Source organism: Candidatus Baltobacteraceae bacterium (assembly GCA_035502855.1).
Classification (GTDB): Bacteria; Vulcanimicrobiota; Vulcanimicrobiia; order Vulcanimicrobiales; family Vulcanimicrobiaceae; genus Aquilonibacter.
In genome coordinates, this window is record DATJTX010000029.1 from 21,540 (window position 1) to 46,937 (window position 25,398).

The window sequence follows — 25,398 nt, forward strand, 5'->3', positions numbered from 1 at the left end:
CGTGGACGTCACCAGCCTCGATGGCCGTGGGTTCGCCAAGTTCCTAACGGCGGGGACCTACTTTTTGCGCACGTACCGGAGCGTCCTCAACGACCTCAACGTCTTCCCCGTACCCGACGGCGATACCGGGACGAACATGTACCTGACCGCGCGGGCCGCGATGCTGGAAGCCGGCCGGCTGCCCCGCGGCACGCCCCTCTCCGAGGTCGCCGCTGCCGCCGCCAACGGATCGCTGATGGGCGCACGCGGCAACTCGGGCGTGATCGTCTCGCAAATGTTACGCGGCTTTGCGCACCACGTGCGTCATCGTCGTGAGATCGATACGTTCATGCTCGCAACCGGAATGCGGGAAGCGGCGGCAGCGGCGCGCGCCGCGTTGCTCCGGCCGGTCGAAGGCACGATTCTCTCGGTGGCTGAGGCGAGTGCCGAAGCGGCGTACCGGCTCGCCTTGCACGAGCGCGATTTCTATCGGCTTGGCGGCGGCATCGTGCGCGCGGCAAACGAGGCCCTCGATCGTACGCCCGAGCAGTTGCCGCCGCTCAAAGAAGCCGGAGTCGTCGACGCCGGAGGCGCCGGCTTCGTCTATTTCATCGAAGGCATCTTGCGCTTCTTACCCGAGTCGAAGACCCGCGCGACCGCATTTCCCAGGCGAGAGATCGGCCGGCGCATTTTCACCGCCGCGCAAGCGGTGGGAGAACACAAGTTCTGTACCGAGTTCGTGCTCGAGGATGCGACCTGCACGCTCCACGATCTGCGCGCGCAGCTCGAGCCGCGCGGCGAATCGCTGATCGTGATCGGCGCGCCCCCGACGATCAAGGTCCACGTGCATACCGATAATCCCGATCGCGTCCAGGAGATTGCCGCAAAAGCGGGCCGTCTCACGCGCGTCAAGGTCGAGGACATGGAGCGTCAGCACCAACTGCTGGTGGTCGACGCGCCCGCGACCGCGCGCTCGATCGTTGCGGTCGTGCCCGGCCCCGGTTTCGAGCGCATCGCTCGCGAATTGGGCGCCGAAGTGGTCGTAAACGGCAATCGCAATCCGAGCGTGCGTGATTTGTTGCTGGCGGTCAACAAGACGCTCGGCAGCGAGGTGTACCTCTTCGCCAACGACAAGAACGTCGTGCTCGCCGCGAAAGAAGTCGCTGCCATGACCGACAAGCACGTCCACGTTCTCCCGACCCCGGACATCGTCGGAGGCATCGCCGGCCTGTTCGCGATGCGCTCGGGAGGGCAGGCCGTTCCCACCGATGCGGCGATCATGGACGCCGCCGCGCGCGTGCGCAGCGCGATGGTGTTCTATGCGGGGAAAAGCACGACGTTCGGCGGCGTGCGGGTCGAACGCGGCCGGCCGGCCGCCATCGCCGCAGACGTCCTGCTTACGGGGGAGAGTCTGGGAACGGCGGCTTCGGCGGCGTTGGACGCAATGGGGGCGTCCAAAGGAGGGCTGGTGACGCTCTACTACGGCGGCGCACAGCGCGAGAAGGATGCGCAACGCTTGAGCGAAGAGCTAGGAAACGTCTACGCGAAGACCGACGTGGAATATTACTACGGCGGAATGAAAAACGCGGAGTACTGGATTTCACTCGATGAGTAGCCCACGCATTGCGATCGACGCCATGGGCGGCGATCACGCGCCGGAAGAGATCGTCGCCGGCGCGATTCTGGCGGCCAACGAATATCCGAATGCCACGCTCACGCTCTATGGCGATGAGCCGCGCGTTCGCGTGCTCTTGCGCGGCAAAGGCGCCGAGCGTATCGCGGTCGTGCACTCGCCCGAAGCGGTGCCGATGGATCAGCACGCATCGCACGCCTTGCGGGCCGCCGACCGCACTTCGCTCGGCATGGCCGTCACTGCGGTGAAAGCCGGTGACGCAGACGCGGTCGTCTCGGCCGGCAACACCGGTGCGTTTCTGGCAATCGCGTTGGTCAAACTACGGCAGATCGAGGGCGTCGCGCGTCCGGCGATCGCGACCGTATGGCCGGGACTGCGCGGCGACTTCGTGCTGCTCGACTGCGGCGCCAACGTCGATTGCCGTCCGGCCTGGCTCGAACAGTTCGGTATCATGGGTTCGGCGTACGCGACCGCCGTGCTGGGCATCGAGCGGCCGCGGGTCGCGATTCTTTCGATCGGAGAAGAGCGCACCAAGGGCAACGCGCAAGTGCTCGAGGCAGCCGAGCTGCTCGATCGCGCACCGGTGCACTTCATCGGCAACATCGAGGGCCGCGACATCTTCAATAATGCCGCCGACGTGGTCGTCGCCGATGGTTTCGTCGGCAACGTCGTGCTCAAAACCGGCGAAGGAATGGTCTCGGCGTTCGGGACCGTCATCAAAGACACGCTTCTGGGCGGAAGCCTCATCACCAAGCTCGGCACGCTGCTGCTCGCGCCCGCGCTGCGCGGTTTGCGGCGAAAGTTCGACTACGAGACGTATGGCGGCGGCCCGTTCCTCGGTCTGCGCGGCAACTGCATCGTGACCCACGGGCGCGTTTCACGTCGCGGGGTCAAAGGCGCGATTGCGACCGCGATCGCCGAGGTCGAACACGACGTGGTCGGCTGCATCGGCGAGATGGTGACGCCGCATCTCACGCGGGAAACCTCTTCGGCGGAAAGCGCCTAATTGGGCATAGCCCTCGTCACCGACAGCACTTCGGATATCGAGCCGCAGCGCGCGGCTACTCTCGGCATCACGGTCGTTCCTCTCTTCGTCGTCTTCGGCGATCGCAGCTATCGCGATTATCTCGATTTGAGCCGCCCGCAATTCTACGCGATGCTGGCGAACGAGAAAACGCTGCCGACGACCTCGCAGCCCACCGCGAGGATGTTCGAGGACGCGTTTCGACCGTTGGTGGAGGCCGGGCGTGAGATTCTCTGCATTACGATCTCCTCGCATCTCTCGGGGACGATCAACGCGGCGCGCGCCGCGGCGAATGAGTTTCCTGGTGCCAAGATCGAGATCTATGATTCGCAAAGCGCGGCCGGCGGGTTGGGCATGATGGTGCAGCGGGCCCTTGAGATCGTTAACTCTGCCGGAAGTTGGAGCGATGTGCTTGCCGCGCTCGATCACGAACGCGCCACCCAGCGGCTCTATGCATGCCTCTCCGATCTTTCACATCTCCAGCGTACCGGCCGGATCGGTCGCGCCCAGGCGGCGCTCGGAACCCTGATGAAGATCGTACCGGTCATCGGGCTCAAGGATGGGCACGTGGTGCCCGAGGCGCAGGTCCGGACCTTTGCGCGTGCACAGGCTGCGATGCTCGACCTCTCGCTCGCGGCGGTCAGCGACGTTTCCAAAGCGCGCTTCTTGGTGATGCACACCAACGCGCCGGATTTGGCGCGCGGCGCGAAGGAGCAGTTACGCGCGCGGTTGGGCGATGAGCAGCCGCGGATGCTGGATATTCTCGAGGCAGGGCCGGTGATCGCGGTGCACGGCGGGCCAGGCGCAGTTGGCGTTTTCGTGGCGCAGGACGTATAGAAAGGAAGCAGCGCATGGCCGTTACGATCATCACCGATAGCGGAAGCGATCTCTCGATTCCCGAGGCGGCGCGATTGGGCATCGGGCTGGTACCCGTCTGGATCCTCTTCGGCGAGGAACGGTTCCGCGACGGGATCGACATCGATCGAGCGACCTTCTTCAAGCGACTGCAGAACGGCGAGGCTCCCAAGACCGAGCCCGCCACCGAGGAACAGTTTCGCGAAGCGTTCGCGCGCGTCGTATCGGCCGGGAACGACGGCGTCATGATTTCGGTCTCATCGGGGATCTCGAAGAGTTACGAACTCGCGACCAACGCGGCCAAGACCTTCGGCGGGCGTATCCACGTCGTCGATTCGCTCGGGGCGTCGGGATTGGAAACGCTGCTGGCGCTGTACGCCGCCGAGCTCGCGAAGAGCGGCGCCCCGGCAAGCGAGATCGCCAAACGCGTCGACCCCCGCGAGGTCAGGCACACGATCTATTTCGGCGTGCCGGACCTGACCATGCTCGGACGCAGCGGCAGGCTTCCCAAGGCGTTGGTTGCGCTGGGTTCAATGCTCAACGTCAGTCTGATACTCAAGATGAACGATCAGGGCGCCGTCGGCCCGGCCGGTCAGAGTTTCTCCTTTGATAAAGCGTGCGAGATCATGGTCGAGGCCGTCGTACGCGCCGTCGCGCATTCGCCCAACGCCCGGGTCGCCTTCGGACACGTGCAAGCCGAATCGGGAGCGCAAAACTTGCGCGGGATGCTCGAAGCCAAGCTCGGCCATCCGCCGGCGCAGGATTTCGTCTACGAAACCTCGCTGACCATCGCCGCCAACGTCGGACCCGGCGCGGTCGGCATCTCGGCCATCGTGCCCTAGCCAGACCCTTTCAAACCGATGCCGCTGGGGATCTACGTCCATCTCCCGTTTTGCCCGTACGTCTGTCCGTACTGTGACTTCGCGAAGTGGCCGTTTGCGCGCTCGCGCGCCGCGCGCTATCTCGATGCGCTGAACGCAGAGATCGCGGCGCTGCCGGCGCAGCCCGCATCCACGATCTTCATCGGCGGCGGCACGCCGAACACGTACCCGCCCGCATCGATCGCGGCGCTGATCGCGACCCTGCGCGAACGCTTCCCTGCGGCCGCGGCGCGGCATGAGATTTCGATCGAAATCAATCCCGAGCTCGCTCGAGAGCGCGCGATGGATGAATACACGGCGGCCGGGATCGATCGTATCTCGATTGGAGTGCAATCGTTCGAACCCCGCGAGATCGCCGTTCTGGGACGCCGTCACACGCGCGCCGACATCGAGCATGCCGTCGAGCAGGCGCGCCGGGCCGGCGCACGTTCGGTTTCGCTCGATCTGATCTTTGGAGTGCCCGGGCAGAGCGCGCAAAGCTGGGAACGCTCTCTGGACGCCGCGCTGGCGCTGGGCGTCGACCACATTTCGACCTATGGCCTCACGGTCGAAGCGGGCACGCCCTACGAGCGCTGGCGGGAAGCGGAGCCCGCCGCGTTTGCCGACGACGAAGCTGAGGCGGAGCTGTACGAAATCGCCATCACCCGTCTCGAAGCTGCCGGTTACGAGCAGTATGAGATCAGTAATTTCGCGCGCCCCTCGCACCGCTGCGCGCACAATGAAAACTATTGGCGCAACGGGGAGTATCTTGGGCTCGGAGTTGGCGCCGCTTCGTATCGCGGCGGCGAGCGCAGTGTCCACACCCGCGACCTGGAGCAGTACATGAGTTCGGCGCTGGCGGGCCGTCCGATTCCCGGGCAGTCCGAACGCCTCGAGGGTTTGCCGGCGGTCGGCGAGGCGCTGATGCTGGCGCTTCGTACGGCTCAAGGTGTCGCACTCGAGGAGTTCAAAGAGCGTTATGGCGTCGACGTTGCGGAGCGTTATGCGCCGGTTATCGCCCGCTACGAGGGCGACGGGCTGCTGGAACGCAGCGGCCATGGAATTCGATTGACGAAGCGAGGCCGGTTTCTCGCGAACGACGTCTGCGGAGCGTTTGTGACATTTACGTGAGTACGTGACCAGCAATAACCTCTCCACGACCGTGTTGCGCACGGTCTTCGCGATCGTGTTCTTCGTAACCGGCTTCCTGCTGGGACGCGAAGTCTATATCAACGTGCTCTCTCTCCACTTCGCGAGCGAGGCGCTGCAATGGACGCTGCTCATTCTTTCACCGGTCGTCGGTGCGGTCGTCGGCGTGCTTCTCGCCCCGCTCGCGCAATCGTTCTTCGAGAGCGAACTCAACCTGGTCGAACGCGCGATCGAGCGTCTCGCTCCGGCCGAACTCGCCGGCGGGGCCGTCGGTCTGTTGATCGGACTCGGAGCCGCGCTGCTGCTCAAGAGCATTCTCTTCGAATTCATTTCGGTCACCGGGCGCGCGGGCAGCTATATCGCGATCGTGCTGTATCTCATCGTAACGATTTTCTTCGCCTACCTCGGCGCGCGCGTCGGCGCAAAGACGCATCTGGTCCCGGTGCCCAAAGGGCTGGGCCTGCGCGGCGTAAGCGCGAAGATCATCGACACCTCGGTGATCGTCGACGGCCGTATCGTCGAGATCGTACAGAGCGGCTTCCTGGAAGGAACGCTGATCGTCCCGCGCTTCGTGCTGCGCGAACTGCACGCGATCGCCGACTCGGAGGATCCGCAGCGCCGCACGCGCGGGCGCCGCGGCCTGGAGGCGCTGGCCCGGCTGCAAGAGCTGCGCGCGATCGAGATCAACGAGCGAGAATACGACGACCTTCCGATGGGCAACGTCGACGCGAAACTCGTGCGTTTGGCACAAGAACTGCAGGGCCGTCTGCTGACCAACGACTACAATCTGAACCGGGTGGCGCAAGTAGAAGGCGTGGAGGTTCTCAACATCAATGAACTCGCCAACGCCGTCAAGCCCGTCGTCCTGCCGGGGGAGGAGTTGCACGTTCACGTCATCCGTGAAGGGAAAGAAGCCCAGCAGGGCGTTGCCTATCTCGACGACGGTACGATGATCGTGATCGAGAACGGCCGCCGCCTCATCGGTTCGAGCGCCGATGTGATCGTTACCAGCGTGCTGCAAACGGTCGCGGGCCGCATGATCTTTGCGCGGCCGAAGACGGTAAGCACGGTGACGCGATGAGATGGGGCGCGATCATCGTTGCGGCCGGGCGCGGAAAGCGTTTCGGCGGACCGAAGCAACTCGTTCCGATTTCCGGCCGTCCGATGCTGGCCTGGTCGCTGGGGACCTTTGCCGCATTGGACGAGATCGTTGCGCTCACGATCGTCACCGAGCGCGAGTGGCTCGACCGGGTGAGTGAACTTGCGCAACGCTTCATCCACGGCCGGGACGTGCGCGTGGTGATCGGCGGGGCGACGCGACAGGCGAGCGTCCGCTGCGGATTGGAAGCGCTCGCTCCAGGCGACGCGGTGCTCGTGCACGACGGTGCGCGTCCGCTCGTCCGAGCCGGCGACGTGCGCGCAGGTATGCAGGCGGTGCGCCCGGGCCGCGCCGCCGTGCTCGCAACGCCGGTCGTCGACACCATCAAAGCGGTCAACCCCGCGACGATGCTCGTTCGGCGCACGCTCGATCGCGACGAGCTGTGGGCCGCGCAGACACCGCAGTTTGCCATGCGCGACGAATTGCTGCGCGCGCACGATGCCGCGATAGCGCGCGGGTTTGACGCTACCGACGACGTCGCGTTGCTCGAAGCGATCGGTGTAGAGGTTGTCGTGGTACCCGCCAGCGGCGAGAACTTCAAGGTGACGCATCCCGGCGACGTCGCGCGCGCGCAGGCCTTGTTATCATGACCCGCGTGGGGCACGGGTTCGACGCGCATCGGCTTGTCGCGGGGCGCCGGCTGCTGCTGGGCGGCATCGACGTGCCGCACGACCGCGGTCCGCTTGGCCATTCCGATGCCGACGTGCTGGCGCACGCCATCGCCGACGCCCTGCTCGGCGCAGCGGCGCTGGGCGATCTCGGCGGACATTTTCCGGATAGCGACCCGCAATGGAAGGACGCGGACTCGATCGTTTTGCTCGAAGCATGCGCTGCGCGTGTTCGCGAAGCCGGTTATCGGATCGTGAACCTCGATGCGACCATCGTCGTCGAGCGTCCCAAACTCGCACCCTATATTGGGGCCATGCGCGAACATCTCGCGACGCGGCTGGGATTGCCGCTCGAATGCGTGAGCGTCAAAGCCAAGACGAGCGAAGGCATGGGCTATACCGGCGACGGCAGCGGAATCGCTGCGTACGCGGTAGCGTCGATCGAACGCTGATGGAACACGAAGAATTCACACGCGCGCAGCTTTTGACCGCGATGCAGCGCTGGCGTTTTTTGGAAGACCCGGCGCCCGATGCTGCGCTGCGCTGGATCGATACATTCATCGAGGCGTACGGCAGCCGAATCGAGAGAGTCGACGACGCCTATCCCTACATTGCCGCGCTGCGCGCCGAGGCTTGCGTGATCCCGGCGCTCGAACTCGAACGCTTGCGCACCCGCGCGGTGCTCTTTTTTCTCGATTCGGTCGGACAGTACATCGACCATCAGCCGGAGTTGCGCGGTTTGCCGCTCGCGCACGATATTCCGGCGATCGCCGAAGAATTCGGGCTTCGCGCGGAGGATGCGTTTGCGGCCGTGCGCATGGCGCTCACCGGCGAGAAAGAGGGCCCGCCGCTGGAGCTGCTTTTCCCGCTGCTGGGTCACGATCGCATGCTGATCCGCATCGGCGCGGTGAATTCGCGGCTGCTGCACGGGCGCGGCCTCGAGCCGATCAAGTACGGGCCCGATGGAAAGCCATTCGAGACGATCGAATCCAAACGGCCCGGCGAGCCTCCGGCACATGGCTGAATCCGCCGTATTGACCGGCAGGTTAGACTAATTGGAATGACCGGTCCGATCCGCACCTTACTCAGCGATCTGCGCGCGCCGCTCGAGCGCGATCCCGCCGCGCGGACGTGGCTCGACGTGGTGCTCTCCTATCCGGGCTTCCATGCGCTCACCGCGTACCGCGTCACCCATCGGCTCTGGCGCTGGCGCTGGCTGCTCGTGGCCCGCTGGCTCTCGCACGTGGCTCGCTTTCTGACCGGGATCGAAATCCATCCGGCGGCGACGATCGGTCAGCGCGTCTTCATCGACCACGGCATGGGCGTGGTGATCGGCGAGACGGCCGAAGTCGGCGACGGATGCACGATCTACCAAGGCGTCACGCTCGGCGGTACGAGCCTCGCCCACACGAAACGGCATCCGACGCTGGGCCGTGGGGTCGTCGTGGGTGCAAGCGCGGTCGTGCTCGGTGCAATCGTCGTGGGGGATGATGCGCGCATTGGCAGCGGGTCGGTGGTGGTGCGCGACGTTCCCGCCAATGCGACGGTGGTCGGAATTCCGGCACACGTCGTGGCGCAGGACGGCAAACCGGTGCGCATCGTGCCCGACCGCCCGCAGGTCGAAATGCCCGATCCGAATGCCGACACCATCAGTCAACTGCAACGCCGGCTGGAACAACTCGAAGCCCGTGTGGCACAGGTCGAACGCGAAGACGGCGAAGAGACCTGGTCGTGGGTCATCTAAAGCTCTACAACACGCGTACCCGTTCGGTCGAAGAGTTCTCGCCGCTGCGCGGCGAGACGGTGCGCATGTACGTCTGCGGCCTCACCCCCTCGGCGCAAGCCCATTTGGGCCATGCGCGCTCGTTTCTGTTTTTCGACCTGTTGCGGCGGTATTTGCAGCACAAGGGTTTTCGCGTCACCTACGTTCAAAACGTGACGGATATCGACGATCGCAGCATCAACCGTGCGAAGGAGACCGGCGAAGACTGGCGCGAGATCGTGCGCGGCTACTACAGTGAGTTCAAGGCGTCGATGCGCAAGCTCGACGTGGCGGAACCGGACGAGGAACCGTACGCGACGGCCTACGTTCCGCAGATTCAGGCGATGATTCGCGGGCTGATCGAACGCGGCAACGCGTACGTCGTCACCGACGGCATCTATTATCGGGTCAGCAGTTTTCCGCGTTACGGCAAGCTCAGCAATCGCAACATCGAAGAACTCGAGGCGGGCGCGCGCATCGAGGTCGGGGAGTTCAAGGAAGATCCGCTCGACTTCGCGCTTTGGAAATTCGCGAAGCCGGGCGAACCGAAATGGCCCTTCGAACCCTATGGCGAGGGCCGGCCGGGTTGGCACATCGAGTGCTCGGCGATGTCGCGCACGCTGCTCGATCCCGAGGGCGTAGGTTTCGATATCCACGGCGGCGGCGCCGACTTGATCTTTCCGCACCACGAGAACGAGATCGCGCAGAGCGAGCCGCTGATGACGCATCCGCCGATGGCGAAGGTTTGGGTGCATGGCGGCCTGCTCAATTTCGACGGCCGCAAGATGTCGAAATCGCTGGGCAACTTCGAACCGCTCGCCGATCTGCTCGATCGTCACGATCCGCAAGCGATCCGCCTGGCGTTCCTGACGACCGGCTACAGCAAGGTGATGAACTTTACGGATGAATCGCTCGAGGCGGCGTATTCGACGCTTGCGCGGCTCAAGAAAGCGTTTCGCGCGCTTCGCGCGTTGCCGGATGCTGCGCCGAGATCGAGCGGGCTGATCGAACGCATCGAAGCGGCGCTCGACGAGGACATGAACACGTCGATCGCCATTGCGGCGCTGATCGCATGGCAGCCGCATGCGGGCGGGCGGGAAGAATTCGAACGGGCGCTCTGGCTGCTTGGAATCGAACCGAAGGAGCGTTGGCTGCACGAACCCGAGAGCGCCGTTCCGGCGGATTTCATCGAGCGGTTGGGGGCGCAGCTCGCCGGCGAGTTCGCGTTCAACGGCGCGAGCCCCGAAGAAGCGATTGCGTCGGTCATTGAAGCGCGCGCACGCGCGCGTGCGAACAAAGACTGGGCCGCGTCGGATCGTCTGCGCGACGCGCTCGCACGCTGCGGCATCGCGATCAAAGACTCCAAGGACGGTACGACGTGGACCGTCGTCGCGTAAAGCCGCGCGCGCCGCGCCTGGATTTCGACGACGTCATCTACGGTATCCATGTGGTGGAAGAAGCGCTGAGCGCGGGCGAACCGCTGCGTGCGATTCATATCTCGGAGGATCGCAAGCGCGACCCGTTGCTGCGCAAGATCGTCGCTCAGGCAAAGGAACGCAACGTCGCCGTCCGTTTCGAGAATCGCGGCTTCTTCACCCAGTTGCCCTTCAAAACGCACCAAGGCGTGATCGCGATCGCACCGCCCTTCGCGTATGCGGCGCTTTCCGAGGTGATCGGATCGCGCAAAACGGGGCACGCGCTCTTCGTCGTCCTCGATCATCTGACCGATCCACACAACGTCGGCGCGATCGTGCGCACCGCCGAGTGCGCCGGCGCGGACGCGCTGATTCTTCCCGAGCGGCGGTCGGCCGGTATCAACGCGACCGTGCGCAAAGCCGCCGCCGGAGCCGCGGCCTATCTGCCGATCGTGCGGGTTGCCAATGTCAGCGAGGCGATCCGAGCGCTCAAGAAGGCCGGAATCTGGGTCGCCGGCGCCGCCGCTGGCGAGGGCTCGGTGCCGATGAGTGCGGCCGATTTCGATCGCGACCTGGCGCTCGTCATCGGCGCCGAGGGCTCAGGCCTTGCCCCGCTCGTCCGCCGCGAGTGCGATTACCTGGTCAGCGTGCCGATGCGGGGACGGACGGAGTCTCTCAACGCCTCCGTAGCGGCCGGCGTGCTGCTTTACGAGGTGCTAAGGCAACGCAAGCGTGAGGGAGCGCAGCGACCCACGCGGCTTTAGCTGGCAAAGCTTTAGCTTTGCCAGATAAAGCCTTGACTGTGGCAGGACCCCCTCCTATAATCACGTGGATGTGCCGCGCCCGATGAGGCCCCGGCCCGCGTTTTGCGGCGCATCGACCAACGAAGGCAAGAACGACTATGGCTATGACCCATCCCGCGACGGATGGTTTGGAATACAACGAGAGGGCCGACGAGGAACTCGTTGCCATCGCAAAATCGGGCGACAACCTGGCGATGGAATATCTGCTCAACAAATACAAGAACTTCGTCAGAATCAAGGCTAAGAGCTACTTCCTGATCGGTGCGGACCGCGAGGACATCATCCAAGAAGGTATGATCGGCCTCTATAAAGCCGTGCGCGACTTCAAGGCGGACAAGCTCTCGAGCTTTCGCGCATTCGCGGAGCTGTGCATCACGCGGCAGATCATCACCGCGATCAAGACGGCGACGCGCCAAAAGCACATTCCGCTCAATCAGTACATCTCGCTGAACAAACCGATCTACGACGAAGACAGCGAGCGTACGCTGCTCGACGTCATGGCGTCACAGAAAACGTCCGATCCCGAGGAACTCGTGGTCACCCAGGAAGTTTCCGACGACATTCGCCAGCGCATCCGCCAGAATCTATCCGAACTCGAGTCGCAGGTACTCGAATCGTATCTCGAAGGAAAGAGCTATCAGGAGATGGCGCGCGATCTCGGCCGCCATGTGAAATCGATCGACAACGCGCTCCAGCGCGTCAAGCGGAAGATAGAGAAGAACCTCGCCGAGTTCGAATTCCAGTGATGTAAAAAAACGGCCGGTCGAGAGGACCGGCCGTTTCGCTACTACTACGGTTCGAGTCGGAAGACGCCGTTCTTGCGGAGTACCGGTGTATCGGCTCTGACGAACGCCACGAATGCCGAGACCTCGGGTGCGGCCCCCTTGAGCACGTAGAGGTGCTCGTCGGTCGCGAAGGGGTAGGTGTGGTCGCGGATGTTTTCAGGCGTCGGCGCGATGCCTTCGTAGCTGATCACGAGCTTTTGCTCATCGCCGATGAACCCGCTCGCCAAGTAGCCGATCGCGCCGGGCGTTGCGGCCGTTGCCTTCACGACGGCAACCGCGTTCCGTTCGATCGTGAGCGGGACCGTCGTCTTGGCGACTTTGTCTTCGAAGACAAAGCGCGTTCCGGTACCGATATCGCGGCCGATCAGAACGATCTTCTGATCGTTTCCGCCGATCTGCTTCCAGTTCGTCACCTGGCCGGAATAGATCGCAATAGCTTCCTTCTGCGTGAGATTCGTAATGCCGACGTCGGGATTGACCATGAAGGCGAAGCCGACGACGCCGAGGATGGTATCGACGAAGTCGGGATCGCTGACCGCGACGTCCGACATCGCTACGTCGGCCGAGTGGTCCTTGAGCGCCGCGATGCCCGCGCCGGAGCTATTTCCCTTGACGTCGATTGCGACGCCGGGATGCGAACTTTGGTACTCGGTCGCGGCCACGGCCACCAACGGAGCGAGATTCGTCGTCCCGCGTACGGTAATGGTTTGCGCCGCGCCGGCCGGACCGACGAGAAGTAGAAATGTGGAAAGCGAGGCCAAAATGGAAAAAGCCTGCAATCTCATAATGAAGCTCCTTTATTTACACCCAGTTTGACTGGATTAGATACGTTGAAGCGCGTAAGCCCTGCTTGGTCGCCGGTTAGCGCCGCTAATAGACGCCGAACATGGAGATGCTCTCCGGACGAAAACGCGGCGTGCGCTCGTAGCGGAGTTAGGGCCGAAACGAGGATGCCGTAGGATTTTAGGATCTGGCGCTGCGTCGTGGTAAACGCCAGGAACGCCTTGACCGCCGGATCGGCGCCCTTGAACGTATAGGCATGTTCGTCGGTTGAAAACTTGTAGATGTGATCGAGGATATTTTGATCGGTCGGAGCGACGCCTTCGTAGTCGACGACCAAGTCCTGATGGTCACCGACGTAGTTGGTCGAGCTGTAGCCGATACCGCCGGGCGTCGTCGCGACCGCATTGACGACCGCGATGGCATCGGGCTCGACCGTCATCGGAATCAGCGTCTTGGCGACGGTCATTTCGAAAACGAAGCGGGTCCCGGCGCCGATCGGCCGGCTGAAGGGCACGACCGAGAGGTCGTTGCCGCCGATCTGTTTCCAATTGGTGATCTTGCCGGAGTAGATTCCGATCACGTCTTGACGCGTGAGATTTTTGACGCCTGCACCCTTGCCGACGACGAATACGAAACCGACGACTCCGATCGTTGCATCGTCGAATGCGGGATCGTCGATCGCAACGTCGGAGCAAGCGATGTCGAGCGTGCCGGCTTTGAGCGCGGCGATCCCTTGGCCCGAACTGCTCCCGGCGACCGAGAACGACGTCCCGGGGTTCGCGCTGTGATAGATCGCCGCGATCTGCTTCAGAGCCGGAGTGTCGTTGGTCGAACCGCCGATTCGGATCGTCGTGTCCGCAACGGCCGGCGCGGCCAGTGCGAACGAGTTGAAGATCGCCGCGGCGGCAACGAGGCAGACAAAGCGCGCGAGAAAGCCCATGAAAAGAACCCCCTGCCCATAAGGGCGGAAGCAGCCGAACTCACCCGCGTTCCAAGACTACTCGGTTGTAAGGGTATTCGGTTGGCCAAGCCCCCGGCTTTACGTGGATCGGCCCGTGCGGCTCATGGATTTCACGATTTCACGGTAAAGATCGTGTCGGTCTTCGACCGGATCGACGACGATGACGCGCGCGGGATCGCCGTTCTTGGGGTCGAGGCATACGGTGACTTTGCCTTTTGCGCACACGTCCATGCAACTCGTCGAGATGACGCGAATCGGCCCCCACTCTCCGTTTACTTTGAGCTCGGACTTGAGCCAGTCTCGCAAGTTGAAGTCGCCGATACGTTCCGCCGCATCGGGAGTTTCTTCGGGAATGCGTTCCTTGAAACAGCGCTCGCACACGAGCACGAGTCCGCTTTCGAGCCATTTGGGATTGACGGGCTGCATACGATTCCTGGAACAGATGGAGCCGGAGGTGGGATTCGAACCCACGTGGACTTTCGTCTTCGGTTTACAAAACCGATCCAATCGACCGCTATGGGACTCCGGCACGAGCGCGACCCCCTCCGTTCAACGGGCCGCTTGTAGCTATCCTGTCACTGATTTCGGGCGCGCAGCACGGCAGGAAACGCGGCGGATATGTACGCGGATTGGTCGAGACTTTTTCGGATTGACGCCGGGAGTATCGAACGTTCGCGCATAGAAATCGTGGCTCGCCTTTGCAAGGCTGGGGAGTCACGCTGACGGGCAGCGCTCGAACCGGGGCCGGCCGTATCTGGAACTGGTACTCTCAATGCCAGGCAATACTCAGCTTCTCAGCGGGTGCTCAGCTCGGTGCCGCGGAATTGGCAGCGGATCAAATCCCTTAACCTCAAGCTAGGAGGCAAGCCAATGACGGGTACCATTCGGCGGCCGTTCTTTACTGCTATCATTTTGCTCGCGACGATGCTCGGCCAGGAAACATGGGCACTGGCCGGCACCACAGGCGGTTTGAGCGGCACGGTGAGTTCGGCCGCTACCGGCGCTCCCATTGCCGGCGCCAACGTCGTCGCGAGCGGGGCGTCGCAGGTCGCCAGAACGACGACCGACGCCGCCGGACGATTCAATTTTCTTTCCCTTGCCCCGGACACGTACACGGTTAGCGTGTCGAAGGATGGCTACGACCCCGTCTCCGAGGGCGGCGCGACGGTGTTCGCCGACTCGGTGCAGACGCTCGCGATCGTCATGCAGCCGGCCCTCAAAGAGATCGCGCGTGTGACCTCCAGCGCGGCAGGTAACCTGGTCAAATCGGGTACCACGTCGGACGTTTACACCGTCAATGCCGCAACGCAGCAGCGCGTCGCGGCAGTCGGCGGCGGCGGGGGCTTGAATAGCGCGTACTCGGCGATCGCCACGATCCCGGGCGCGTACGTCGCCGGCAATCAAGGCGGTTACTACCAGACCGTCCATATTCGCGGCGGTGACTTCGATCAAGTCGGCTACGAATTCGACGGAGTCCCGATCAACCGGTCATTCGACAACTATCCCTCCGGCTCGGCGTCATCGCTCGGACAAGCGGAGGTTCAGGTCTATACCGGCGCTGCACCGTCGAACTCCGAAAGTCAAGGTCTGGCCGGTTTTATCAACCAGGTGATCAAGTCCGGAACGTATCCGGGCTACGCCAACGCCGATCTCGGCATTGGAGCGCCGGCATTCTACCATCACGCTTCGGTCGAAGCGGGCGGTGCGACGCCGGACCGTCTGTTTTCGTATTATGCCGGTGTGGGCGGCTATAATCAGAGCCCACGGTACGTAGACAATTACAACGGAAGTCCGGCCTACGATTACCTCGGGATCCCGCTCACCGCGACACCGGAAGCGTCGGATCCTAATGTGAACCTCTGGCAACAAGCGCCGTTCAACTATCTCGAACCGGCGACGCTTTCGGTGCGCGACGTCGTCGTCAACGTGCACTTCGCGTTGCCGCACAAACACGACGGTGGTCGCGACGACGTCCAAGTGCTCTGGGACAGCGAGGCGATCCTCAACGGCTTCTATCAAAGCCTCGACGACGCTACCCTCGGAAATACGAGTACGGCTTACGGTCAGCCGTATTGGGTCGACGGTTATGCATACAATTGTCCCGGCAACATCGGGACGACGATGAGTGCCGCGCAAGCCAATGCGAGCGCAAGTTGCGTGAGCCCCTACTACTATCCGAGCGGGCCGACGCCGCGTTACGCCAACATCCCCGGATTCGCCGACTCGTGTCCTTCCGAGAACACGGTCGGTGCGCCGTGTTCGTTCGTTCCGGCGAATGAACGCGATGGATCGGAGAACGATCAGGAGATCCTCAAGGTTCAGTATCAGAAGAACTTCGGCGAAAACGCGTATCTGCGCGTCTACGGTTACACCTACTACAGCGACTGGCTGCTAAACGGTCCAAATCTCACCTACGCAGCGCTGGTCGGACCTGGCCTCGGCGACACGGCGCCGGATTACGAGCTGACTTCGCACACGCGCGGCGTCTCGGCCACCTTCGCCGATCAGATCAACGATGCCAACCTCATCTCGCTGCAAGGGTCGTACACAACCTCCAACGCCATTCGCGACAACAACGAGCAGATGCTCAACTTCGCCCTGCAGCCCTACGGTTACGTCGCGGTCAACGCGGCCGATCCATACAGCGGATATTGCTATTCGGGCGCCGGGGGAACCGCTGTCTCGTGCAACCCGACGCTCGGCGCGCCCCCGGCGCAGTTCGCGACCTGGAGCCAAATCGCGTCCTCTACCGTACCCGCGCTCCCCACGACGTGCGCGGATCCGAACGTTGCATCGACCGCATGCACCTACCTATCTGCCGAGAACGGTGAATACGGCTACTACAATCAGGTCACGCCGCAATTCACGGCGCTTTCATTGACCGATCAGTTCCGTCCCACCGATAAACTGCTCTTCAACATCGGTGTGCGTGAAAACGAATACCGGTTCGTCGGCCAAAATACGAACGAGGGCCCGGCCCGTCAGTTCTGGTACAACGCCTACAATCTCGACACGTGCGTATCGAACGGCGTGACCACGGATGTTAGCGCGCTCGGGGTCGCGCCGGGCGACTGCGCCGCGGCGGGCCAGGCGCAAGCGAGTCTCAACAACGACGTCAACGGCTCGACGCAAACCTTCGACTCCTTCGAACCCCGCTTTGCCTTCACGTACACCCAGAATCCGTATACGGTCTGGCGCGGCTCGATCGGTAAGTACTCGCAGCCGCCGGACACGGCGACCGAACAGTACAACACGCTGCAGCTCGACGAACCGTTCACGGTCCTCGGGCCGGTGTTTTTGCCGTTCGGCCGTACCTCACCGAGCTATCCGATCTATCCACCAACGTCGACCAACGCCGACCTCTCGCTCGAGCATACTTTCAAAGGTACGGACATCTCGTTCAAGCTCACGCCGTTCTTCCGCCACACCGAGAATCAGCTCCAGAACTTCTTCCTGAATCAAGCGGAAGGGTTCATCTCGGAGCTGAACGTGGGCGCGCAGAGCAGCCGCGGCGTCGAGTTCCAACTGCAGAAGGGTGATTTCAGCCGAAACGGCCTCTCGGGACTTCTCTCCTTCGCCTACACGTACTCGACGATCAAGTACCAGACCCTGGGCAACGGCCAAACCATCATCACGCCCCTCAACGCGGGTATCGCACAATACAACGCGTACACGAGTGCGTGCGCAAACCCGGCCAATGCAGGCAAGACGCAGTACGGCCAGGCTGTTTGCGGAAGCACGATGAGCGGTGTGGCCGCCGCGCCGTGCTACACTGCGGCCGGGGCGCCCGACCCGGCATGTGCGGCCGGCGATTACGGCAACCCCTACTGGGACGCACCGCTGCAGCCGTTGATCAACCCAAATCAGTCATTCCCGACCTACGACATCTTCCCGGCGGGAATCGGAACCTCGGCTTCGGCTTTCGGTGCTCCCTACGTTGCAACCATCGTGCTCAACTACAAGCACGATAAGTGGGCGGTGACGCCGTCACTGCAATTCCAGGCCGGGACGCGCTATGGCGCGCCGAACACGACGCCGGGGCTTGCTCCCGACGAGTGCGCAGGCGTCTTCGGCACGGGCGCCGATCCGCGCTATCCCTACGGAAACCCGTCGACCGGCACGGTCGACTATTCGACGTGCGACACGGGCGACAACATCACGATTCCCGACCCGTACACGCACCAGTTCGATCCGCTTGGGTCGTTCATCCAGCCCAGTCAGATGATGCTCAACTTGCAGCTCAGTTACGACCTCTCGCCGCGCGTCACGGTCATCGCCGACTTGACCAACATCGTCAACGCGTGCTTCGGCGGGAGCAAGGAAGCCTGGACGAGTCCGAACGGAAATTTCTGCAGCTATGGCGTCGTCGGCGACGGACTCGTTGCGCCGATCGTTCCGGCAGGCGGGAATACCTACAATCCCGGCGATACGGTTCAACCGTTCCTTCAGTATCCATACGAACCGTCGCTCGGACCGTTCGACATCTCCGGTCTGAACACGACGACAAAACAGCCGTTCCAAATCTACGTCGAGGCGCTGCTCAAACTGTAGCGCCGGCTACCGGCGCGCGTCGTGCTCCGTTAATCGCGGAGCATGGCGCGCGCTGCATTCCAACCCGGCGCTCCCATCACGCCGCCGCCCGGATGCGCGGCGGCACCGCACATGTAGAGATTCTTCACCGGCGTCTTGTAGTTCGCATAGCCGGGTACGGGACGCAGCGCGTAGAGATTGTGCAGCGGCATCGTGCCTTGAAAGATGTTGCCGCCCGTCAAACCGAACGTCTCTTCGATGTCGACCGGGCTGAGGATCCGCCGGTCGATCACCGACGAGGTGAATCCCGGCGCATAGCGCTCGACGATCGCGAAACAGCGATCGGCAAATTCGTTTTTGATCGCCTCCGTCCAGGGGCCGTCCTTCAGTCTATAGGGCGCGTACTGCACGAACATCGACATGAGATGTTTCCCGGGCGGTGCGATCGTTGGGTCGAGCGAGGACGGTAGACAGCATTCGACGACCGGCTCCTTCGAGGGACGGCCGTATTTCGCGTCGTCGTAGGCGCGCTCGATAAAGTCCTGATCGGGGCAGAAGTGCACGGTGCCGTGATGCTGCGGTCCCGGCTGGTGGCCGGGCAACGCGGTGAAACTCGGCAGACGCTCGAGCGCGACGTTGATCTTCACCGACGCGCTGTCGTACGAGATGCGCGCGACCGCTTCGCGGAAGGCCGGGGGCAACGTTGCCGGATCGAGCAGCCGCTCGAAGGTCAGATGCATGTCGACGCCGCTGGCGATTTTTTTCGCGCGATATTCGTCGCCGCTGCGCAAGGCAACGCCAACCGCGGTGCGGTTCTTGAGAAGAATCTTTGCGACTTCGGCGTCGGTCTTGATCTCGACGCCAAGGTCTCGCGCCGCGCTTGCCAGCGCTTGCGTCAGACCGCCCATACCGCCGCGCACGTACGCCCACACGCCCTTCTTGCCGTTCGTCTCGCCCATCACGTGATGGAAGAGCACGTACGCGGTGCCCGGCATCGAGGGCGCCATGAACGCGCCGATGATCGCGTCGGTTGCGAGCGTACCTTTGAGCTCCTCGCTCTCGAACCAGCGATCGAGGATCGGACGCGCTGCGCCGCTGAGCATTTCGACCGCCTCGTTCATCGCCGGACCCATCTTTTGCAGCGAGCGTCCCATCCTGCCGAGGTTCACCAGATCGCCGAGCGCCGGATGCAGCACGTTGGGCGGGATCTGGGTCAGGGTCGGTTCGATCACGGAGGCGACGCGCTGCAACATCGCTTCATAGCGTGCAAACGCGTCCGCGTCTTTCCGGCTGAACTTGGCGATCTCGTCGATATCGCGTGCGAGACCGCGTCCGAGCATGAGGTAGCGGCCGTCGATAAAGGGTGTGAACGAGGCTGGATCGCGCTCGATCGCTTCGAAGCCGTAGCGATTCAGATCGAGATCCCGCACGATTTCCGGCCGGAAGAGACTATTGACGTAGGCTGCGGTCGAGACTTTGAACCCGGGAAATGTTTCTTCGGTCACGCAGGCGCCGCCGACGATGTAGCGGCGTTCGACCACGAGCACGCGCCGCTTCGCGCGTGCAAGATAGCACGCCGTCACCAGGCCGTTGTGACCGCCGCCGATCACGATCGCATCATAGGTTCTGGGCATCGGGCGGTCTTTGGTCGGGCGGGAAAGCGGCCCCTCCGGGCGGTAATTCGCCGCCATGAACACAACCATCGACGTCACCGTGCGCCGTGCCCGTTCCGATGACATCGAACAGCTGCTGCCGCTGGTTCGCTCCTACCGCGTCTTTTACGGGCAGGAGCCGGACGCGGCGAGCGAACGCCGGTTCGTCGCAAAGCACCTGCGCGACGCGACCAGCACCGTGTTCGTAGCGAACGCCGGCGGCGAAACGGTTGGATTCGTGCAGATCTTCGAGTCGTGGAGCACCGTGCGCCTCGCCCCGGTATTGATCTTGGAAGATCTCTTCGTCGAGCCGGGTTGGCGCAAGCGCGGAATCGCGCGGTCGTTGATCGGCGCCGCGCTCGCGTACGCGCGCGAGAACGGCGCCGCGGCAATGTTTCTCGAGACGGCCGCCGAGAACCAACGCGCGCAGAGCGTCTACGAGCGAGCCGGATGGCTGCGCGAGCGCATCTTCGTGAAATTCAACGCGCCCTTGTAATAAGGGTCGGGTCCGTCCTTGCGAGGACTCGGGGCCCGTGGTATCGTACCGTCGTTAGCCGTGCTTGAGACGTGGGTCGGTGGTCGAGTGGTTAATGGCACCGGACTGTAAATTCGGCGCGCGAAAGCGCTACGCTGGTTCAAATCCAGCCCGGCCCACCATTTTGTCTTGTGCGTGACGCGCGGGCGTTGCATAGTGGTAGTGCTTCTGCCTTCCAAGCAGACAGCGCGGGTTCGATTCCCGCCGCCCGCTCCAGACGGTTCGATCGTGCCGGTAAGCGCCGTCGTAGCTCAGTGGTAGAGCATTTCCTTGGTAAGGAAAAGGCCACGAGTTCAATCCTCGTCGACGGCTCCACTTCAAGAAAGCCTCGCTCGCTTGCGAGGCTTTCCTCTACTTCTTGGGCCGCAAGTCCTAACGGGACCGGGTAAATCGACTTTAGAGACGGCCATCGGCATTCGCTACGATGCCAGGGATGAGCAAGAACCGCCTCCGCTTCGGGCTCGCCGCCGTCCTCGCTATTGCCGTTCCCGTCACGTTCGTCGCCTGCGGCGGCGGCGGTGGCGGATCGACACCGCCCGCACCGGCCGCGAGTTCGGCGCCGACTGCCACACCGCTGCCGACACCGACGCCGACGCCGCCAGGCGCTTCGTCCTCTACGATCGAGACCTCGCAAGGAAGCGTGAGCGGTCAGACCGGCATGTTCACGCCCTCGCAGGGCGACACATCAACCGGGGGTCAGGGCTCGCCAGTCGACGGCATCACGTGCGACCCGACGATGTCGAACAACTACCACATCCACGTCTACCTTGGAATTTACGTGAACGGTCAACAAGCGGCGCTGCCGATCGCGATCGGCATGGAGAACCCCGGACCGCCCGATGATGGATTCATCGACACCGCGACCTGCTTCTATCACATCCACACGCACGACTCGAGCGGCATCGTCCATGTCGAAGATCCCGATCCGAACAACATTCCGATCACGGGCACGATGTATACGGTGCAAAACATTCTCGATGTCTGGGGCATCACCGCGGACTCGAATCACTTCGGCCCGTTCACCGGCCCGGTTCGCGTTTTTACCAGCGGTCAAGTCTACCGGGGCGATAGCAACAACGGTCTGGTTCCGGCAACCGATCTCACATTCTACGGGACGAACCCGGTGACGGTGCCCCTGTACTCACACGAAGTGATCGACGTCGAAATCGGCCCAACGTGGCCGACGACGCTCCCGAACGTCAGTTTTTACCTGGAATATTAGACGCTCGCGCTAGCCGTTGTTCTTCAGGATCGTGACGATTTCGCCGAGAACACGATCCGCGTCGCCCGGCGCGGGTTGGCAGGTTCCCGCACCCGTGTGTCCGCCCCCGCCGTACTGAGCCATCATGTCGCCGATGCTCGTCTTACAATCGCGCTTGAGAATATTGTGACCCACTTGGATCGAGACGAACTCGTTGTTGCGTCCGTCGGCTACACGCGCTGAAACGTTCGCGCTGGGGAAAAGGTCGTAGATCAGAAAGCGATTGCCGCTGGGAAGGTTCTTGCGCCCGCGCACGTCGGTGATCACGACGTTGCCGTCTTGCCGTGAGGTTTCCTTGAGATGCTCGAGAAACGCGGGCTCTTCGGCTTTGAGGCGATCGACCTGCTTGCGAACCTGCGGATCTTGCAGAATCTGATCGACGGTTTGTGCTTTCGCCAGGCTCATCAAGTGGCGGAAGTATTCTTTGAACGCGCCCAGGCCGCTGCGCGGATCGAGCGTGTATCCGACCAGGATCCAACCCTTCGGATCGACGATGTCGTCACGCGTCAGCAGCGCGGCATCGAGGCGGTCGGTCGCATCGAGAAGATCGGCGAATCTGTCGAACCGATCGGATTTGTAGTGATCGGCGATCACGCGGGCGGCGCTGGGCGCGATCTCGAAGTTGCCGCGCATCTCGGGATTCCAGGCCGCGTCCGACTGGCTGACATGGTGGTCGAACCACAGTCCGGCGCGCTCGTCGTACGGCAGATTGGCGAGGATGTCGTGGTCGGTAACGGCGACTTTGCCGTCCTGCACGTCCTTTGGATGGGCAAACTCGATCTCGTCGATCGCTTCGACCTCTTGCAGAAGGATGGCCGAGGTGAGTCCATCGAGGTCGGCACGGGTGATCAGTCGCATAGCGATTCCTCCGGGCGCGAAGCGGTCGTAGGCAAGGGAGCGCTTCTTATCGCGCGACGCATCCGTCCCCTGCCCTCGAGCGTTCTTTAGAATGCGATGAAACACGAAGGCAATCCCGAGGTGGTCAAGAGCGAAGCGAAATGGCGCGAGGAACTCGGCCCCGAGCGCTATGCGATTTTGCGCGAAGCCGGCACCGAACGTCCGTTCACCGGCTCGTTGCTCAACCTGCGGGAAGACGGCACGTACGTCTGTGGAGGCTGCCAAAACGAGCTCTTTTCGGCCGATGCGAAATTCGACTCGCACTGCGGCTGGCCGTCGTTCACGCACCCGCGCGAGCAGCAGAACGTGCGTCTGCTCGACGACTCTAGCCACGGCATGCATCGCGTCGAAGTGCGCTGCGCGCGCTGCGACTCACATCTCGGCCATGTTTTTGACGACGGTCCCGGTCCGCGCGGGACGCGGTACTGCATCAACTCGCTTTCACTCGACTTCAAGAAGACGTAGGACCCACCGGCGACCGGGCCACGGCCCGGGCCATTAGGGGATCGTAGTACATTTTTTACGATTCGTTACGAGAAACGGCGCCGCATCACGGCGGAGTTCGTCCCGAAGCGAGCGAACCATGGGCCTAAAGTCCTTAGGAGCTCGCCGACTGTGAAGGATCAACTTGTCGGGCCACGCCCGGACGGTACGAGCGATCGCCTGCTCATGCAGCGGGCGGCATCCCTTTTATCGACCGATCTTTCGCTCGGTGAGCTGTTCGAACGTCTCACGACGCTGCTGCCCGAATACCTCGATTCGGCCGTCGTCTTTATCGCTCTTACGCATCAAAACGGGCAGCACGCGATCGAGTATATCTACGACCACGGTGAGATTCGCAGATATCCGCATATTCCACTCACCGAGCGCTCTCGCGCCCGCGCCGTGCTCGAGACCTCGCAAATCATTTGGGGCAATCGCCGCGAGATTTGGGCGCCGGAGGGGACGTACCCGATCAATCCGGATCGTCCCTGGACCAACGACACGCATTCGGCGATCTTCGTACCGATGCGCGTCGGCGGAACGGTCGTGGGATGCCTCTCCGTGCAAAGCGTTCACGAGGGCGCGTACACCGGCGACGACGTAGAGACGGTTGCAGCGATCGGCCATTTCCTCGGTGTCGCGGTGCAGAACCAGCGGATGTATCAGGCGCTGCAGCGCACGGCGGAATACGATCCGCAGACGGGACTCGCGAATCACTCACGCATCTGTCGCCAGTTGGATCAGGCGCTGGCGGTCGCGAGTTCCACGCAACCGATCGTTGCGATCATGCTCGACGTGATCAATTTCGCGCAATTCAATGAACTCTACGGCTACGCGGAGGGAGACGACGTATTGCGCCGGATCGCCGCCGTCTTGCGCGAGTTCGAAGATGCCGACGACACGATTGCGGTTGGCCGCTTCGGAGGCGACATCTTCATGATGATTCTTCGCGACGGCGCAAGCGATCTGGCGAGCCACGCCGTTGGACGCGTCATGGCAAGACTCTCGGATCTTGCGTACGTGAGCGACGACCAGACCTTGCCGATCACGATCGCCTGCGGCTACGCGGTCGCACCGCTCGATGCCGGTTCGCGTGCCGAGATCCTTGCGCTATGCGAGCAGCGCACGCGCCACAGCCGCAAACTCGGCGGTGCCGCGGTTTGCAGCGAGGACTCCGGATCGCACGCGGTTTACGGTGCGTTCGAAGGAATCGAACCGATCGTCGAGAGTTTGCTCAACCGCGATCCGTTCACGCGCGTGCACCTCTTACAGGTCAATGCTATGGCCAAGTCGTGGTCGGAGCACAACCTCGATCTCGATCATGCCTCGCTGGTGACGCTCTTGCAGGCGAGCCTGATGCACGACGTGGGCAAGCTGCTGGTCGCCGATCGCATGCTGAGCAAGCCGGGCCCCCTGAGCAAGGTCGAATACGAGGCCGTGATGCTCCACGCCGAGTACGGACGCCACGTGTTGATGCAGCACCCCGGGTATGCCGAGGTGGCCGAAATCGTCGGCCAACACCACGAGCGCTGGGATGGCACCGGCTATCCTGCCGGACTTGCCGGCGAGCAAATCCACCCGCTCGCGCGCGCCATTTCGATCCTCGACGCGTTCTCCGCCATGGTTGCCGACCGGCCGTATCATCGCGGAATTACGGAAGATGCGGCCTTGGCCGAACTCCAGCGCTGCGCCGGCACGCAATTCGATCCCGATCTGGTCGACCGCTTCGTTGCCTGGCGCGAGGAGGGCAACCCCGCTCCCCTCGGCTGAAAGGGGGCTGCGCGCAACGCAGCCCTGGTTCAGAACTCCTGCGCTCGGGCGGAATTGAACCGCCAACCTCGGCCTTAGGAGTGCCTTGCTCTATCCAATTGAGCTACGAGCGCTCATCCCGCGCTTAATTCCACATCCTCCGCAGCGACCCGCCTGCGGCGGTCCCGCCGGCTTACCCCGCCGGCGGTACCCTTGCACGGGCGCCGGGGCTGTGGTACAGTCTTGTGGCTAAGAACGGTCCTGCGGGCCGTTTATTTCATGTCGCGTGGTAAACTAACAGATGGCGAAAAAAGAGAATCGCGTGATGGTGGTGATGGCCTGCACCGAGTGCAAGCGCCGCAATTACAACACGCAGAAGAACAAGCAGAAGACGACGGACCGGTTGGAGCTGAGCAAGTACTGCCGCTTCTGCCGTTGCCACCGTCCCCACCGCGAAACGAAGTAAGCGCGACGCAATAGAGCATAGGTTTTTGGCCGGGGCGAGGCGCGACGAC

The 25,398-nt window shown here is 62.9% G+C and carries 24 protein-coding genes and 5 tRNA genes; 22 read left to right on the forward strand and 7 right to left on the reverse strand.

The window, feature by feature from the left end; all coding sequences use genetic code 11:
- Nucleotide 1: 1 nt before the first annotated feature.
- The 13 genes from VMF11_11900 to sigH all read left to right on the forward strand — a co-directional run bounded on the left by VMF11_11900 (nt 2) and on the right by sigH (nt 11,993).
- Entirely contained in the window at nt 2-1,594 is a 1,593-nt protein-coding gene (locus VMF11_11900; protein HTU71012.1) for a DAK2 domain-containing protein, read from the forward strand.
- Nucleotides 1,587-2,618, forward strand: coding sequence for a phosphate acyltransferase PlsX (gene plsX, locus VMF11_11905; protein HTU71013.1), 1,032 nt, complete (start codon nt 1,587-1,589; stop codon nt 2,616-2,618). Before VMF11_11900 ends, plsX begins: the two co-directional genes overlap by 8 nt.
- Nucleotides 2,619-3,473, forward strand: a complete 855-nt coding sequence (locus VMF11_11910; GenBank protein HTU71014.1) for a DegV family protein — start codon at nt 2,619-2,621, stop codon at nt 3,471-3,473.
- Nucleotides 3,474-3,487: 14 nt separating this feature from the next.
- On the forward strand, nt 3,488-4,333 hold the full coding sequence (locus tag VMF11_11915) for a DegV family protein (protein HTU71015.1): 846 nt from the start codon (nt 3,488-3,490) through the stop codon (nt 4,331-4,333).
- A gap of 18 nt (nt 4,334-4,351) precedes the next feature.
- Nucleotides 4,352-5,482: a radical SAM family heme chaperone HemW gene (gene hemW, locus VMF11_11920; protein ID HTU71016.1), complete on the forward strand. Its 1,131-nt coding sequence runs from the start codon at nt 4,352-4,354 to the stop codon at nt 5,480-5,482.
- A 4-nt stretch (nt 5,483-5,486) separates the two neighbouring features.
- Nucleotides 5,487-6,581, forward strand: coding sequence for a PIN domain-containing protein (locus VMF11_11925; protein HTU71017.1), 1,095 nt, complete (start codon nt 5,487-5,489; stop codon nt 6,579-6,581).
- Nucleotides 6,578-7,249 (forward strand): 2-C-methyl-D-erythritol 4-phosphate cytidylyltransferase, encoded by a 672-nt coding sequence (gene ispD, locus VMF11_11930; GenBank protein HTU71018.1) that lies wholly within the window; start codon nt 6,578-6,580, stop codon nt 7,247-7,249. The genes VMF11_11925 and ispD overlap by 4 nt, the downstream gene beginning before the upstream one ends.
- Nucleotides 7,246-7,719 (forward strand): 2-C-methyl-D-erythritol 2,4-cyclodiphosphate synthase, encoded by a 474-nt coding sequence (gene ispF / locus VMF11_11935; GenBank protein ID HTU71019.1) that lies wholly within the window; start codon nt 7,246-7,248, stop codon nt 7,717-7,719. The genes ispD and ispF overlap by 4 nt, the downstream gene beginning before the upstream one ends.
- The gene (locus tag VMF11_11940; protein HTU71020.1) at nt 7,719-8,291 is read left to right on the forward strand and encodes a hypothetical protein; all 573 of its coding nucleotides are present in this window, start codon (nt 7,719-7,721) and stop codon (nt 8,289-8,291) included. The genes ispF and VMF11_11940 overlap by 1 nt, the downstream gene beginning before the upstream one ends.
- A gap of 36 nt (nt 8,292-8,327) precedes the next feature.
- Entirely contained in the window at nt 8,328-9,011 is a 684-nt protein-coding gene (gene cysE / locus VMF11_11945; protein HTU71021.1) for a serine O-acetyltransferase, read from the forward strand.
- Nucleotides 8,999-10,426, forward strand: a complete 1,428-nt coding sequence (gene cysS, locus VMF11_11950; GenBank protein HTU71022.1) for a cysteine--tRNA ligase — start codon at nt 8,999-9,001, stop codon at nt 10,424-10,426. Before cysE ends, cysS begins: the two co-directional genes overlap by 13 nt.
- The gene (gene rlmB, locus VMF11_11955) at nt 10,408-11,208 is read left to right on the forward strand and encodes a 23S rRNA (guanosine(2251)-2'-O)-methyltransferase RlmB (protein HTU71023.1); all 801 of its coding nucleotides are present in this window, start codon (nt 10,408-10,410) and stop codon (nt 11,206-11,208) included. Before cysS ends, rlmB begins: the two co-directional genes overlap by 19 nt.
- Nucleotides 11,209-11,345: 137 nt before the next feature.
- On the forward strand, nt 11,346-11,993 hold the full coding sequence (gene sigH, locus VMF11_11960) for an RNA polymerase sporulation sigma factor SigH (GenBank protein ID HTU71024.1): 648 nt from the start codon (nt 11,346-11,348) through the stop codon (nt 11,991-11,993).
- Between the two features lie 44 nt (nt 11,994-12,037).
- Here sigH and VMF11_11965 read toward each other — a convergent pair whose 3' ends face one another.
- The 4 genes from VMF11_11965 to VMF11_11980 form a co-directional block, all read right to left on the reverse strand.
- On the reverse strand, nt 12,038-12,817 hold the full coding sequence (locus VMF11_11965) for a substrate-binding domain-containing protein (protein HTU71025.1): 780 nt from the start codon (nt 12,815-12,817) through the stop codon (nt 12,038-12,040).
- On the reverse strand, nt 12,814-13,755 hold the full coding sequence (locus tag VMF11_11970) for a substrate-binding domain-containing protein (protein HTU71026.1): 942 nt from the start codon (nt 13,753-13,755) through the stop codon (nt 12,814-12,816). The genes VMF11_11965 and VMF11_11970 overlap by 4 nt, the downstream gene beginning before the upstream one ends.
- A 99-nt stretch (nt 13,756-13,854) precedes the next feature.
- Nucleotides 13,855-14,202, reverse strand: a complete 348-nt coding sequence (locus VMF11_11975) for a hypothetical protein (GenBank protein HTU71027.1) — start codon at nt 14,200-14,202, stop codon at nt 13,855-13,857.
- A 17-nt stretch (nt 14,203-14,219) separates the two neighbouring features.
- A tRNA-Thr gene (locus VMF11_11980) sits at nt 14,220-14,305 on the reverse strand.
- A 341-nt stretch (nt 14,306-14,646) separates the two neighbouring features.
- Here VMF11_11980 and VMF11_11985 point away from each other — a divergent pair.
- Nucleotides 14,647-18,327, forward strand: a complete 3,681-nt coding sequence (locus VMF11_11985) for a TonB-dependent receptor (protein ID HTU71028.1) — start codon at nt 14,647-14,649, stop codon at nt 18,325-18,327.
- 29 nt (nt 18,328-18,356) lie between these two features.
- Here the strand turns inward: VMF11_11985 and VMF11_11990 are convergent, their stop codons facing one another.
- Complete coding sequence (locus VMF11_11990) at nt 18,357-19,940, reverse strand: NAD(P)/FAD-dependent oxidoreductase (GenBank protein HTU71029.1); 1,584 nt, start codon at nt 19,938-19,940, stop codon at nt 18,357-18,359.
- Between the two features lie 55 nt (nt 19,941-19,995).
- Between VMF11_11990 and VMF11_11995 the strand changes: the two genes are divergently transcribed.
- The 5 genes from VMF11_11995 (at nt 19,996) to VMF11_12015 (ending at nt 21,715) form a co-directional block, all read left to right on the forward strand.
- The gene (locus tag VMF11_11995; protein HTU71030.1) at nt 19,996-20,454 is read left to right on the forward strand and encodes a GNAT family N-acetyltransferase; all 459 of its coding nucleotides are present in this window, start codon (nt 19,996-19,998) and stop codon (nt 20,452-20,454) included.
- Between the two features lie 73 nt (nt 20,455-20,527).
- Nucleotides 20,528-20,615: transfer RNA gene (locus VMF11_12000), tRNA-Tyr, on the forward strand.
- Between the two features lie 20 nt (nt 20,616-20,635).
- Nucleotides 20,636-20,709: transfer RNA gene (locus tag VMF11_12005), tRNA-Gly, on the forward strand.
- Nucleotides 20,710-20,733: 24 nt separating this feature from the next.
- Nucleotides 20,734-20,808: transfer RNA gene (locus VMF11_12010), tRNA-Thr, on the forward strand.
- Between the two features lie 118 nt (nt 20,809-20,926).
- On the forward strand, nt 20,927-21,715 hold the full coding sequence (locus VMF11_12015; GenBank protein HTU71031.1) for a hypothetical protein: 789 nt from the start codon (nt 20,927-20,929) through the stop codon (nt 21,713-21,715).
- 9 nt (nt 21,716-21,724) lie between these two features.
- Here VMF11_12015 and VMF11_12020 read toward each other — a convergent pair whose 3' ends face one another.
- Nucleotides 21,725-22,612, reverse strand: a complete 888-nt coding sequence (locus VMF11_12020; GenBank protein HTU71032.1) for an exopolyphosphatase — start codon at nt 22,610-22,612, stop codon at nt 21,725-21,727.
- Between the two features lie 96 nt (nt 22,613-22,708).
- Between VMF11_12020 and msrB the strand changes: the two genes are divergently transcribed.
- Complete coding sequence (msrB, locus tag VMF11_12025) at nt 22,709-23,116, forward strand: peptide-methionine (R)-S-oxide reductase MsrB (GenBank protein ID HTU71033.1); 408 nt, start codon at nt 22,709-22,711, stop codon at nt 23,114-23,116.
- Between the two features lie 150 nt (nt 23,117-23,266).
- Entirely contained in the window at nt 23,267-24,904 is a 1,638-nt protein-coding gene (locus VMF11_12030; GenBank protein HTU71034.1) for an HD domain-containing phosphohydrolase, read from the forward strand.
- Between the two features lie 39 nt (nt 24,905-24,943).
- Here VMF11_12030 and VMF11_12035 read toward each other — a convergent pair.
- A tRNA-Arg gene (locus tag VMF11_12035) sits at nt 24,944-25,017 on the reverse strand.
- A 167-nt stretch (nt 25,018-25,184) separates the two neighbouring features.
- On the opposite strand from VMF11_12035, the gene rpmG reads away from it, so the two are divergent.
- On the forward strand, nt 25,185-25,349 hold the full coding sequence (gene rpmG, locus VMF11_12040; protein HTU71035.1) for a 50S ribosomal protein L33: 165 nt from the start codon (nt 25,185-25,187) through the stop codon (nt 25,347-25,349).
- Nucleotides 25,350-25,398: the final 49 nt, after the last annotated feature.

What these genes read in the sequence shown, in the direction of transcription:
- plsX (HTU71013.1), top strand. Translation starts at nt 1,587, where the DNA reads ATGAGTAGCCCACGCATTGCGATCGACGCCATGGGCGGCGATCACGCG.
- VMF11_11915 (HTU71015.1), top strand. Translation starts at nt 3,488, where the DNA reads ATGGCCGTTACGATCATCACCGATAGCGGAAGCGATCTCTCGATTCCC.
- hemW (HTU71016.1), top strand. Translation starts at nt 4,352, where the DNA reads ATGCCGCTGGGGATCTACGTCCATCTCCCGTTTTGCCCGTACGTCTGT.
- ispD (HTU71018.1), top strand. Translation starts at nt 6,578, where the DNA reads ATGAGATGGGGCGCGATCATCGTTGCGGCCGGGCGCGGAAAGCGTTTC.
- ispF (HTU71019.1), top strand. Translation starts at nt 7,246, where the DNA reads ATGACCCGCGTGGGGCACGGGTTCGACGCGCATCGGCTTGTCGCGGGG.
- VMF11_11940 (HTU71020.1), top strand. Translation starts at nt 7,719, where the DNA reads ATGGAACACGAAGAATTCACACGCGCGCAGCTTTTGACCGCGATGCAG.
- cysE (HTU71021.1), top strand. Translation starts at nt 8,328, where the DNA reads ATGACCGGTCCGATCCGCACCTTACTCAGCGATCTGCGCGCGCCGCTC.
- sigH (HTU71024.1), top strand. Translation starts at nt 11,346, where the DNA reads ATGGCTATGACCCATCCCGCGACGGATGGTTTGGAATACAACGAGAGG.
- VMF11_11965 (HTU71025.1), bottom strand. Translation starts at nt 12,817, where the DNA reads ATGAGATTGCAGGCTTTTTCCATTTTGGCCTCGCTTTCCACATTTCTA.
- VMF11_11970 (HTU71026.1), bottom strand. Translation starts at nt 13,755, where the DNA reads ATGGGCTTTCTCGCGCGCTTTGTCTGCCTCGTTGCCGCCGCGGCGATC.
- VMF11_11975 (HTU71027.1), bottom strand. Translation starts at nt 14,202, where the DNA reads ATGCAGCCCGTCAATCCCAAATGGCTCGAAAGCGGACTCGTGCTCGTG.
- VMF11_11985 (HTU71028.1), top strand. Translation starts at nt 14,647, where the DNA reads ATGACGGGTACCATTCGGCGGCCGTTCTTTACTGCTATCATTTTGCTC.
- VMF11_11990 (HTU71029.1), bottom strand. Translation starts at nt 19,940, where the DNA reads ATGCCCAGAACCTATGATGCGATCGTGATCGGCGGCGGTCACAACGGC.
- VMF11_11995 (HTU71030.1), top strand. Translation starts at nt 19,996, where the DNA reads ATGAACACAACCATCGACGTCACCGTGCGCCGTGCCCGTTCCGATGAC.
- VMF11_12015 (HTU71031.1), top strand. Translation starts at nt 20,927, where the DNA reads ATGAGCAAGAACCGCCTCCGCTTCGGGCTCGCCGCCGTCCTCGCTATT.
- VMF11_12020 (HTU71032.1), bottom strand. Translation starts at nt 22,612, where the DNA reads ATGCGACTGATCACCCGTGCCGACCTCGATGGACTCACCTCGGCCATC.
- msrB (HTU71033.1), top strand. Translation starts at nt 22,709, where the DNA reads ATGAAACACGAAGGCAATCCCGAGGTGGTCAAGAGCGAAGCGAAATGG.
- rpmG (HTU71035.1), top strand. Translation starts at nt 25,185, where the DNA reads ATGGCGAAAAAAGAGAATCGCGTGATGGTGGTGATGGCCTGCACCGAG.